At 26.5% G+C, this 12,889-nt stretch carries 11 protein-coding genes; 5 read left to right on the plus strand and 6 right to left on the minus strand.

Annotation, left to right across the window (positions count from 1 at the left end; all coding sequences use genetic code 11):
* Positions 1-50 precede the first annotated feature (50 nt).
* The 3 genes from ACTG47_RS10190 to ACTG47_RS10200 all read right to left on the minus strand — a co-directional run bounded on the left by ACTG47_RS10190 (position 51) and on the right by ACTG47_RS10200 (position 2,403).
* The gene (locus tag ACTG47_RS10190; RefSeq protein WP_479924450.1) at positions 51-959 is read right to left on the minus strand and encodes a sensor histidine kinase; all 909 of its coding nucleotides are present in this window, start codon (positions 957-959) and stop codon (positions 51-53) included.
* Between the two features lies 1 nt (position 960).
* Positions 961-1,632: a response regulator transcription factor gene (locus ACTG47_RS10195; protein WP_479924451.1), complete on the minus strand. Its 672-nt coding sequence runs from the start codon at positions 1,630-1,632 to the stop codon at positions 961-963.
* Positions 1,633-1,755: 123 nt separating this feature from the next.
* Positions 1,756-2,403: a TetR/AcrR family transcriptional regulator gene (locus ACTG47_RS10200; RefSeq protein ID WP_479924452.1), complete on the minus strand. Its 648-nt coding sequence runs from the start codon at positions 2,401-2,403 to the stop codon at positions 1,756-1,758.
* A 292-nt stretch (positions 2,404-2,695) separates the two neighbouring features.
* Between ACTG47_RS10200 and ACTG47_RS10205 the strand changes: the two genes are divergently transcribed.
* The 5 genes from ACTG47_RS10205 (at position 2,696) to ACTG47_RS10225 (ending at position 8,777) form a co-directional block, all read left to right on the plus strand.
* Complete coding sequence (locus tag ACTG47_RS10205; RefSeq protein WP_479924453.1) at positions 2,696-3,760, plus strand: 4Fe-4S dicluster domain-containing protein; 1,065 nt, start codon at positions 2,696-2,698, stop codon at positions 3,758-3,760.
* A gap of 132 nt (positions 3,761-3,892) precedes the next feature.
* A complete protein-coding gene (locus ACTG47_RS10210; protein ID WP_479924454.1) occupies positions 3,893-4,579 on the plus strand; it encodes a response regulator transcription factor in 687 nt (228 codons plus the stop codon).
* Positions 4,569-5,600, plus strand: coding sequence for a sensor histidine kinase (locus tag ACTG47_RS10215; RefSeq protein ID WP_479924455.1), 1,032 nt, complete (start codon positions 4,569-4,571; stop codon positions 5,598-5,600). Before ACTG47_RS10210 ends, ACTG47_RS10215 begins: the two co-directional genes overlap by 11 nt.
* An 81-nt stretch (positions 5,601-5,681) precedes the next feature.
* The gene (locus tag ACTG47_RS10220; RefSeq protein WP_479924456.1) at positions 5,682-6,347 is read left to right on the plus strand and encodes an ABC transporter ATP-binding protein; all 666 of its coding nucleotides are present in this window, start codon (positions 5,682-5,684) and stop codon (positions 6,345-6,347) included.
* A gap of 12 nt (positions 6,348-6,359) precedes the next feature.
* On the plus strand, positions 6,360-8,777 hold the full coding sequence (locus tag ACTG47_RS10225) for an ABC transporter permease (RefSeq protein ID WP_479924457.1): 2,418 nt from the start codon (positions 6,360-6,362) through the stop codon (positions 8,775-8,777).
* A gap of 65 nt (positions 8,778-8,842) precedes the next feature.
* On the opposite strand, the gene ACTG47_RS10230 is transcribed toward ACTG47_RS10225, so the two are convergent.
* The 3 genes from ACTG47_RS10230 to ACTG47_RS10240 all read right to left on the minus strand — a co-directional run bounded on the left by ACTG47_RS10230 (position 8,843) and on the right by ACTG47_RS10240 (position 12,878).
* Positions 8,843-10,234, minus strand: coding sequence for a hypothetical protein (locus ACTG47_RS10230; protein WP_479924458.1), 1,392 nt, complete (start codon positions 10,232-10,234; stop codon positions 8,843-8,845).
* A gap of 166 nt (positions 10,235-10,400) precedes the next feature.
* A complete protein-coding gene (locus tag ACTG47_RS10235; protein WP_479924459.1) occupies positions 10,401-11,699 on the minus strand; it encodes an acyl-CoA thioesterase/bile acid-CoA:amino acid N-acyltransferase family protein in 1,299 nt (432 codons plus the stop codon).
* A 303-nt stretch (positions 11,700-12,002) separates the two neighbouring features.
* Positions 12,003-12,878, minus strand: coding sequence for a kinase (locus ACTG47_RS10240; RefSeq protein ID WP_479924460.1), 876 nt, complete (start codon positions 12,876-12,878; stop codon positions 12,003-12,005).
* Positions 12,879-12,889: the final 11 nt, after the last annotated feature.

Below are 12,889 nucleotides of genomic sequence, written 5' to 3' on the forward strand. Positions count from 1 at the left end.
TGTTCTTATAAGATATTGTAAATGACGATAATTACACTCATCCTACAGAGTTAATTTAAACTCTTACAGTTTTGTAAGAAGATACTAAAACAACTTCCTTTTCCTAATTTAGATTCTACTATAATATTCCCTTTTTCTTTTTCCAAAATTAATCTTGCAAGATATAGACCTATCCCTGTTCCATTTTGATTTTCTACATTCTTACTCCTATAAAATCTTTTAAAAACATCATTTAACTCCTTACTATCAATGCCGATGCCTTCATCTTTAATAGTAATTTTAGTATACAATTCCATTTTTATTACAGAGACAGTAATTATACTAGTTGATGGTGAGTATTTTATTGCATTTTCTAATACATTTACAATTGCTTCTATAGTCCATTTTTTATTATGAACCAGCTTTATATCCGAAAATGATTCTAGACTTATTCTTATATCTTTAGCTTCTGCTTTATTAAAAACAGTACTAATACTTTGAAGGATAGTATCTTTAATTAATAGTTCTTCTACCTCAAACTTAATAACTCCATCTTCTAACTTAGTCATTTTAAATAAAGATTGTAGTAACCAATCAATCTTGAAGGTTTCATTTTTCATCTTTTGTAAAAACTCCATCTTCTGTGAAGTAGAAATATTTATATTCTCTAGAAGTTCGCAATAGATAGTTATATTTGAAAGTGGCGTTTTTAATTGATGTGACATATTTGAGATTAAACTTTTAATTGCTTCTTTTTCTAATTTTGACTGTTCTACTTCTATCTCTATCATATCTTTAACTTTTTTTACTTGGTGAGAAATTTTTGATAATCTTGTATCTTTAGTATCTGAATAAGTGACTTCTTTACCTTCTAATATTTGATTTAACATTAAACTCAATTCATCATATCTGTTTTGATTTTTTTTAGTGATTATAACATATATAACTACTGTACATATAATAAAGGTTAATACCAACATCTTACTCTACCTCGTTCCATAGATAACCCATTCCATAAGCTGTTTTTATATATTTTGGATTGGATGGGTCATCTTCTACTTTTATTCTAAGTCTTCTTATATTTACAGATACAATATTCTCATCAACATAATTTTCTTCACTGTCCCAAATATGATGCAAAATTTGTTCCTTTAATAGTATCTGACCTTTATTTTCAATTAGGTAGCTTAGAAGCTTATATTCTACAGAGCTAAGCTCCAAACATACTTCATTTTTATATACTCTAAGTAAATTTTGGTCCAATTTTATTCTATTAGAATATATTGTTTTATTATTTGATTTTTTTCTTATTGCTACTTTAACCCTTGCCTTTAATACAGATAAAGAAAATGGTTTTGTAATGTAATCATCAAGTCCTATTTCTAATCCCTTTACTTCGTCAATTTCTGAGTCTCTTGCAGTAAGCATTATAATTGGGATATCTGACTTTTTTCTTATTAGTTTACACACATCAAATCCATTTCCATCTGGTAGATTACAGTCTAAAATTATAAGGTCTATGTTTTTATTATTAAATACATGCAATCCTTCTTGTCCTGTATATGCTTTGAATACATTAAATCCGTCACTTTCAAACGCATAAAAAAGACCTTCATTTAAGTTTATATCATCCTCAATAATTAATAAGTTCAATTTTATACTCCTTTAAATTTTAATTATTTTTGTCTTGTTATAGTTTTAATATACATTTATTTCACTAAAAAGACTGTAATTAAATTTGCTTTTCAAATTTAGTTACAGTCTTATATCCTGTGCTTACTCTTCATTATTAGAATATTCCTTATAAAATATTTTGATTGATTCTAAATTATCCTCACTTATGATAGGTACACCACTCGCACTTAAAAACTCAGATAGAAATTCAATACGCCTAAAATATTTTTCTATACTATCTCTAAATAATATAGGGTCTAGCCAAATATTAATTAAAATTATGAATACTTCAGATACTTCATCTGGATAATCTGTTTTAAAAATACCCTCTTCTATACCTTGCTTTATTAGGCAAGATAATAAAGGTGTTAATTCAATAGTAGATGCTCGTATATTCTTTATAAAAAAAGTTGGCTTTCTTTGACTACACATATAATCAATCAATTTTTTTCTTATTTTTGAACTAGATATATGTAAGATAAATTCAGATACCTTTTCTCTAACAGTTAATTTGGAATTGTTTAATATTAACTTCAGATTTTCAACTTCCACTCTTAAACTATTTGATACAATCTCTTCAAACAACACTTCCTTGTCTTTAAAATGATAATACACAACCTCTTTAGATATATCAAGAGTATCAACTATTTGTTGCATAGTTACATCATCATAATCTTGTTCTTCAAATATCTTCCATGCTATTTCTAATATCTGAGTTCTTATTTTATCAGAGTATTTATTTCTTGACATATAAATTCACTTCTTTCTTTATTAGTTTATGCTAATCATTAGTATATTAATTATAATAAGATTCTTTACAATATGTCAATGCACTCCATTTAAAGACAGTAAAACTTATTTGTTTCTAAATTTTTTAATATTAATATAATTTTCTTATAAAAATATTATAATTAATGATGTAGTCACACATTTTTCAATTTAATTACACTTAAATTGAAAATACAACGTTGTTCTTATATAATTAAATTATACAACAATAATGATATATTTTTTAAGTATATTTTTACTAGGGGGAATAGAAATGAAAAGGGTTGATGAAAGAAATACTATGTTTGCAAGAGCAAATTATAAAAAGGATAGTACTGCTTATAATGACTACTATAAGAAAAATCCTGAGAAAAAAGAAATTGATGATAGTATAAGAAGTAGACCAAATTTATGCAGTGAAGGTACTATGACTTACAATAAGTTAAACTCTCCAATGGCAAGTAGTGCATTTGATTTTTTATCTGATATAAAAGCCTTATGTGAAGGAAAAGTTTCTGACACAAAAGTAGATGTAGATGCAAAATCAATGACAAAGAAAATAAAGGGTTTTGCAAAACAATATGGTGCTTCTGTAGTTGGTATAACTAAATTAAAAGACCATCATATTTACACAAATAGGGGGAGACACGAAGAAAATTATGGAGAAGAAGTTAATCTAACTCACAAATATGCCATTGTATTTGGATGTGAAATGGATAAAGAAATGATAAATAGAGCTCCAATGATATGTGAAGTTATAGAAACATCAAAATGTTATGTAGATGCTTCTATCGTTGGAATGATTTTAAGTTACTATATAAGAAACTTAGGATATGATGCTAGAAATCATATGGATGCCAATTATTTAGTAATGCCTGTTTTTATAGCTCGCGATGCTGGATTGGGTGATATTGGAAGAAATGCTATACTTACAAATAAAGATTATGGCTCTAGACTTAGATTAGGTGTTGTTACTACAGATATTCCACTTTTAGAAGACGAATATGTTGATTTTGGATTAGAAGATTTTTGCAAGGTATGTAAAAAATGTTCTTTTAATTGCCCTTCTCATTCACTTTCTAATGATATTAAGATTGGAGATGATGGAAAGTATAATTGGGTAATTGAACATGAAACATGTTATATTAAATGGAGATATTTAGGAACAGATTGTGGTATGTGTATATCTGCTTGTCCATTTAGTCAAAATCTTGAAACTATAAAAAATACTACTTCCTTTAAGGGTAATAATGAGCTTATAGAAAAAGCTTTAGATGAGTATAGTTCAAAATTTGGTAAAAGAATATTTGTGCCTGGAAATCCTTCTTGGTTAAAATAGTTCTATTTAGTCAAGAGTCTGTCCTATGATAAATTCTAGGCCAGACTTTTTATTTCTTTTTTACAACAATTCAGCAATATTTTAGATTTATAATTGACCTTATAAAATGTCAAACATAAAAGGAGTATATATATGGAAAAAATATTGGTAGTGGAAGACGATATTGTATTAAATAAGACTCTATCATATAACCTAACTGAAGATGGATATTTGATTACTTCAAAATTTACAGCTATATCTGCATTAAAATCTATTATTGAGTATAAATTCGACTTAATAATTTTAGATGTTAATTTACCAGATAAGAGCGGATTTGAATTATGTAAAGAAATAAAGTTGAACTGGGATATCCCAATAATTTTTTTAACTGCTAATGATATGGAATACGATATGATTAAAGGTTATGAGCTTGGAGCTTTAGATTATATAACAAAACCTTTTAATATAAATGTATTTAAACAGAAGGTAAAGGCTCTTTTAAATTATGTTACAACAAAAACAAAACAAGATTGCTATAATGATGGATATCTTGAAATTAATTTTTCTGAGTTATCTGCAACCATAAATGGAAATCAAATTATATTTACACCATTAGAATTTCGTACCTTGAAGCTATTTGCTGAAAATCCTAAAAATATATTAACAAGAAAAATACTTTTAGAAAAACTCTGGGATATAGATGCTAACTTTGTAGATGAACATACTTTAACATCTGTTATAAGTAGAATTAGAAGCAAAATTGAAAAGGATAATTTTCAATATATTAAAACAGTATATGGCATGGGATATATGTGGTTAGGTGAAAGAAATGAAGTTTAAAAAATTTTCTTTTAGCTCTATTTATTTAATAATTGCCGTTGGTCTAATTTTTACAGCCATTTTATTTAGTATAGCAATTTATGTAATAACTGATGATATAAAACTAGTTGCCTTATTATTAATATATACAGTAATACTTTGTGGATTTATAGCTCTAATAGTATTTTTACTTCATAAAAAAATAACTCTGTTTTGTTCTGAAATATGTCACACTTTAGATAGTATGATGAATAGTGAAGACAATGTTGAGATTGCATTAGAAGAAGAAACTATTTTATCACGTATCAATCATAGATTAGTTAGAATGTATGAAGTTATTCAAGAAAATCGTCATAATGTTGCAATGGAAAAAGCTAACTTGCAAGAATTAGTTTCTGATATATCTCACCAAATTAAAACTCCGATTGCAAATTTAAAGATGATTAATACTACTCTACTCAATCAAAAATTTAAAACAGAAATTCAAAATGAGTTTTTGATGGATATGGAAGGTCAATTAGATAAATTAGATTTTTTGATGCAATCTATGGTGAAAACATCTAGATTAGAAACAGGTATAATTACACTATCTAAAAAGAAAACTTTAATTTATGAAACAATTGCTATAGCGCTTAGTGTAATTTTATTTGATGCTGAAAAAAAGAACATTGAAGTTAGAGTCGATTGTGACCCTAATTTATATATAGTTCATGATAAAAAATGGACTTCTGAAGCTATTTTTAATATATTGGATAATGCAGTAAAATACACGAATGCTAATGGGAAAATATATATATCTACAGAACGTTGGGTTATGTACACCAAAATAGATATTACTGATACTGGAAAAGGAATATCAGAAAGTCATCAAGCAGAAATATTTAAAAGGTTTTATCGTGAGGAAGATGTACATAATATAGATGGTATTGGAATAGGTCTATATCTTTCAAGAAAAATTATATCTCTTCAAGGCGGATATATTAAAGTTACATCGGATATTGGAAAAGGGTCTACATTCTCTATATTCTTACCAAATAAATAATTCCTTAAATATTTTATTTGTGATAATTCTGCAACATTTTGATTTTATACTGTTCTTATAATCTATTAAGGAGGTTTTATGATGAGTATTTTACAAGTAATTGATTTGAAGAAATATTATGGTGAAAATTCAAATATTACAAAAGCTCTCGATGGTGTAAGTTTATCTATTGAGAAGGGTGAGTTTATTTCTATTGTAGGTACATCTGGAAGTGGTAAATCAACATTATTGAATATGATGGGAGGATTAGATACTCCTACATCTGGAAATGTTATTATAAGGGGTAAAGAGTTATCAAATATGACTGACGAACAACTTACAATTTTTAGACGTAGAAATATAGGTTTTATATTTCAAAATTATAATCTTGTTCCCTTGCTTAATGTATATGAGAATATTATTTTACCAATAGGACTAGATGGAGAGACTCTAGATAAAGATTTTATAAATGAAATTATAAGTATGCTTTCTCTAGAAGAAAAGCTATATGATATACCAAGCAATCTTTCTGGTGGGCAACAACAACGTGTTGCTATAGCTAGGGCTCTTGTAACAAAACCTGCTATTATACTAGCAGATGAGCCAACAGGAAATCTTGATAGTAAAACGAGTACAGACGTATTAGCTTTACTAAAAACGACAAGTGAAAAATTCAATCAAACAATTGTAATGATTACTCATAATAATGAAATTGCTCAACTAACTGATAGAATTATTCGCATTGAAGATGGAAAAATTGATAATTAGGAGGTGTAATACATGTTTAGAAATAATAATCATGCCTTTATAAGAAAAATAGCCTTAAATGATTTGAAAATTAATAAACTTAAAACATCTCTTTCGGGTATTATTATAATGATTGCTACATGTTTACTGTTAACAGTAACCTTAGTTTCATATAATAGTTCTGTAGATTTAGTTAATTCATCTCCATATCACGCTATATATAAATCTGTAAATGAAAAATCAAAAAATAAACTGTATCAAGATAAAAACTTTAGTAATGTAGGAACATACAAGTTACTTGGCAGTAATAAGAAAGCAGATTACATGATGTCAACTGTTTATGCAGATAATATGGCAATCAAACTTATGAATTTTCAACCAGTTAAAGGTATCATGCCTACAAAGAAAAATGAGATTGCTATTTCAGAAAAATATTTAAAACAACTTTCTTTAAATAAAAATATTGGAGACAGTATCAAATTAAGTTATCGTGACAATATTACAAATAAAGAAATAGAAAGAAATTTCATTATTGTTGGTCTTTTAGAAAATTATTATCAAGACAATGCTAAACAATATTATACAGTTGTTTCAAACGAATATTTTAAGAACACAATATCTACATCTCTGAAAAATAAAAGTAGTAATTTTGATAATACAAGACCTGATGATGTAGATATATTAGTAAAATTATCAGAAGAAAATACAAAGAAAGATTCAGCTTCAATTAAAACACAATTAAAAGATATTGGTTTTTCTTTGAGTATTGAAAAATATAATATATACTTGAATGATAAATATATTGAGTCAAATTTAATTGATAGTGAACAGGTTATTACAGTTTTAACAGTTGGAATGGTGATTCTTTTTTCTAGTATTTTTGTTATATATAGTATTTTTTATGTTTCAGTTGTTAATTTGGTTCATATGTATGCTAAGTTGAATTCTTTGGGTATGACTTCTTTTCAATTAAAAAAGATTATTTTTCTACAAGGAAATATTTTATCCATTATCTTTATTCCATTAGGTATTATTATCTCATGTATAATTGCTTACATAATTCAACCATTAGCATGGCAACTGATAGATGATTTATTTATAATCTTAATTTTATCACTAATAATGTTCTTAACTGTTAGAATTTCTTTACATAAACCAGCTAGAATTATTTCTAAAATATCTGCTATTGAAGCTATGCAATACACAGAAATTAGATTTAGAAAAAAAATCAAAAGCTTTAATTATATAAATACTAAAAATTTAGCATTAAAAAATATTGAGTCAAATAAAAAGAAAAATTTAATTGCATTAATCTCATTAAGTATTAGTGGAGTTTTATTTATTTCAATTGCTAATCTTGCTAACTCAATAGACTTTAAGAAACAATTATCACAACAGTTTGTATATAACGAAAATTATATTATTAGTATTAAGATTGATAACTTATATGAACGTATTGCACAAATTCAACAAAACAATCCATTAACAAATTCTCTTAAAAATGAGATTGAATCTATTCATGGAGTAAAAAAAGTAATCGAATCTAAATCAATTAAAGCTAATATTATAGAACCTTATATTAAAGATACAGATGGAAAACCATTTACTACTTTAATTAAAGGTATTACACCTGGACTTTCAAAATCATTTGAAAAATATATTGTCAGTGGTAGAACAGATTATAAAAAACTCAGCTCAGATGATTTAATCATAAATAAGTATAGAACGAAAACATATGGGTTAGATTTAAAGATTGGAGATACAGTTACATTTAATATTTTTAGTGGAAATAATATTATTAAAAAACAAATGAAAATTAAAGGAGTTATTGACAATTCTAATTCAGGAAGCATGTTTTTTGCACTGGATAAAACCTTAGAATCTATAACTCCATATAATACAAATTTAGATTTTTCTATTTTTTTAGATAAAAATTATTCTAAAGAAGTTGAGGATAAGTTGCTGAATATCATTCAGAAAAATTCAAGTTTAATGCTTTATTCATATGAGGATGATTACAAAATGATTACTAGAGCATTTAAGTATATAGTTGTAACTTCATACATTTTTGTTGGTTTAATTTCTTGTTTTGGTATACTAAATATGACCAATATTCTAATAAATAGTGTTTTAATCAGAAAAAGAGAATTTGCCTTACTTCAAGCTGTTGGAATGACAAAAAAGCAACTTCGAAATATGCTTTACACAGAAGGACTAAATATAAGTGTCAAAGCTGTATGTATTTCAAGTTTATTGGGTTATTTGGGTTCAAGCTTACTTTGCACTTTTATGAAAGATGTTGTTAGAATAGATTTTATTAATTTTAAATTTTCTATATTTACAATTTTAATTTTTTCATTTATATTAATCGGAATACAAGTTTTAACAACTGAATTACTTGTAAGAAATATAGAAAAGAAATCTCTTATAGAACGCTTACACTCTCAATAAAAATAAAAAAATATGAGTTGAAATCAATCTATCAATAGATAATGAATTTCAACTCATATTTTACTTTAAATACTTTTCTTTTTATCTGATATTTCATATACATAATCTTCTGTTGAGTTAATTTCTTTTTCTCTTCTTTTTTTAGAATCAATTAAAACAAAATACAGTATAAATCCTACAACAAGTCCCCATGTTCCACCTTTAGCAGCAATTACACCTCCCATAAGACCAATCAATCCCTTCTCTACACCAGTATCACACAGTTCCATTGACAACTTTGTACATAAGTAACCTTGAACTAAAAGCGTTACTGAAAGTGCCAATGGTATAAGAGGAGTAGCAATCTGTGCAATTGGATAAAAACATATGAAAATAGCTGAAACCCACACTAATGTCCCCATACCGCTAAAAATTGACTGCATTGCTTCCTTTCCAACCTTATATCTTTGAGCAACACTTCCAGTAAGTGTCGCAGCTAATGGACCACACATTGGTATATATGGAGAAATAACTGCCATGACAATATTTCTTATACCACTTATAACATTAGACCTATTTGAATTGAAATCTATATATTCATCTTTTCTATTTTCACTTTCAGAAAGTACTAAGTTTTCACCTGTTATAAAATCCCCAAATGCAATTATGTATATCATAAAAGCCATTGGCAACCCTTGTATAAATAGCATCATACTTGGAAAACCTATTCCAAAAGGAGACACTGTGTTTATTAAATTTTTTAAGTCTACTATGTAAATTATTTTATCAAAACTGAAACTAGGAATTCCTATTTCTTTACTAAATATACCTATAATTAAACTCACTAAAATGGCTGATACTACTCCATATTCTCCTAAATGAAATAAAAATTTATTCTTAACTTTTAGATTTTCAAATCTTTCAGAAAACATTACAAAACAAGCAACCAAGATTCCTACTGTTATAGCTATTGGATAAGAATCAAATCTACCTTTAGGACTAAATTCTGATATTACAGTAGAAATACCAACGCCCATTAATATGCCACCTTTAATAGAATTTGGTATTTTACTAACTAATTTCCCAGCTACTCCAGTTATTCCCATCAAAATAAATATAATTCCTAAATCTATTTGCAAAGCTGTTAGTGCTTGTATTCTTTCAATTCCCATGGTAAACTTTAACAAATATGCAGTTGTAAGAGTTATAGAAGCTGTAATCCAACCAGGTACAACTGGGTCTCCCATAAAAGCATGTAAGCAGTATAATATAGAGTTGATTATAGCCATACTCCATGCTACTTCATATGGTAATCCCAAAATTTGTGTACTAAGACCAATAGTTCCTAAACTTGTCATACTTGATATTATTCCTTGAATAGCCTCTGGTTTCTCAAATCTGTAATGTATAAATGGAATTCGTATCTTAAACAATCCAAATTTTATATGAGGTTGCTCTCTTCTAGTGAGTCTTTCCATAATTTCACTCCTCCTTTCAATAACTCTTATAAATTTACAACCTTATAATTGTTTATAAATTATCAATGTCGTTAAAACTAGTATATAACATGCAAATTACATAAACAATAAATTAAATTTATAAAATTGATAGATTTTGTGCATATATGGAAAGACCTCTTCATTTTTAGTTGTTCATATCGCTTGATAAAGGCTCTTTGTAAAATTCAAGGCTTCTTTTCCATGATTCAAATTGCCCTTGTGTATTTCCTTCTATAGTTCCTCCTGAAGAAAAGATTCCTCCACCCACATTCATACATAAAGTTTCTTTTAAAGGTACAGTATATGGAATCGGTAATGGATGCCCCATATTATTATATGTTAATAATTCTACTTTATATGGATACTTTGTTTCTTCAAGTATTTCTACTGCTTCTAAACAAGCATCATAACTATTCCATATATTATCTTTTTTTCCAGCAATCATAAGTATGTCTGCTTTGGAATTTTCTATTCTTATTCTAGCTTCATTTCTATTATTTGCTTTTTCAAGGCTTTTTTTATACGCACTAGCAAATCCAAATGGAATCCCTTTTGATATATCTTTCTTCTGTTCTTCAAAGAATATATCATCATCCAATTGGATATATGAAAACGGCTCCCCTTTATACGACCATGATGAAGTATCCTTTCCATTCACCAATCCATTAAGAGCTTGGAAACAATAAGTATGAGGTGCTGATACTACAACCTTTTTAATTTGTTCATATCTTGAAGCAAGTAAAAGTGCTAGTTCACCACCTTTTGATGTTCCATGCACAAATATTTCTTTAGTATTAGTAATTTCATTTTCACTAATCCATTTAAATACTTTTTCAAAATATTCTAATGGAACTTCTTCTAATTTATCTGGTAGACCTTCTAAAGCAAAGTAAGCAACTGTTAGTACATTAAACCCTCTAGATGCAAGTGGAGCTGCTAAAAGGTCTAGAGCATCTAAACTGCCATCAGAACCACCTAACATTAAAATTGTTTTATTATTAGAATTTTGTTTATAAAATAATTTTCCTATAAATTCATCAGATATATATTTTGTAGTAATATCGTCTGTTTTAAATAATCTTTTCAATTTAACTTCTTCTCTTTCAGTAGAAGATTCAAATATCATATTCATGATTATTGGCTTATCTATAGATATATTTTCTGCAAAGTTTTTGCCTTCAGTTTTAGATTTTTCCAGTGAATAGATTAATCCCATACAATCAGTGCTTTTATAAGTACCTTCTATAGGTTCAACTGAATTTAAATCTACTTCTCCATTTTCATTTGAGCAAAATACTCCATAAGAAGAAAATTCTTCTCCCTTACACCATGGAAATTCCATTTTCATACTTACTTTAAGTTTAGTATTTGGAGTTAAATCTGAAACTGTAATCTCAAGTCTTTCATCTACAAACGATTCTAAATTGTATACATTTACTTTCATAATCCATTTCTCCTTATAATATTAGTAATTTATATATTTAAAAAAACCTTATCCAATGTAATATGAATTATTCAAATTAAGACATCATATTGACTATTTCATTATATCAATCCATCTCTATTTTGTCAATATATTGTCTTTTGTGTTTAATTTAGATTATCTCCATATACTACCTCTATTTAATATCATCATAAATAAAAACCACTCTTTTTAAAGAATGGTTTTTGATAGATGTTGTTTTCTATTAATAAGTTTCTTTTTTAATTTAAATTTATATAATTAGATATTTAATATTTAATAAGATTATGCATTTGCAAAAGTATATATGGCATTAATTCTTGCTATATATAAATTTTCATCACTACATCCAATATATTTAGCATATTTCTCTATCTTTTCTTTTGCATTTTCAACATCACTTTCATCGCTATCCATTAACTCATTTATATAAAGGTCCATTAAGGAAGCTTTATAATCTTTTATATTATAACCTAAAAATTCAGTCAACCTCTCAATTTCCTTACTGAAATCTCCATCTTCTTTTACCAAGAATTCGTATACATCTTCTCTATATGGATTTAAAGTTATTATTTGTTTTACGACCTTACATTCATCAGCTTTTCCAATAAATCCATCTTTATAATTATTAAATAATGCGTTAGATTTTTTTATAGATTCTTCATCAATATAAGAATGTACCTCAGTTACTCTATTTTCTATAAGAGCATCAACAACAGCATAATGAATTTTAAAACAATCATTATATAAATAATTGCTCATTTTTTTTACTGTTGATTCTATTTCTAAAAAGCTAGCATGACCATTTTTTTTATTTTTATTCGGTATAATAAAAGTTTTATTCAAGTTATTAAAAAGTCTCTTAAAATCTAAGTATTTTTCACAATAAACACTTTTAAAGGTATCGATATCTATAGTTATAATTCCAAAACTTACTATAGTCTCAATGCCTTTCTTAAAAGATTCCTCTATATATTTTTCTCCTAAATTTAAACCTCTATCTGATATTTGTTTTAGATTTTGAAAATTATTTAAACAATCTCTCTCAAAGTTTTTAGAAATTTCTAAAGCATATAGTTTAAAGATTTTCCTTATCTTATTATAATTATTTTTCGTATCATCAAATCTGATAATAGCTCCATTTACATCAAAAGTAATCATTGAGTTTTAAC

The organism is Clostridioides sp. LIBA-6622, assembly GCF_056716095.1.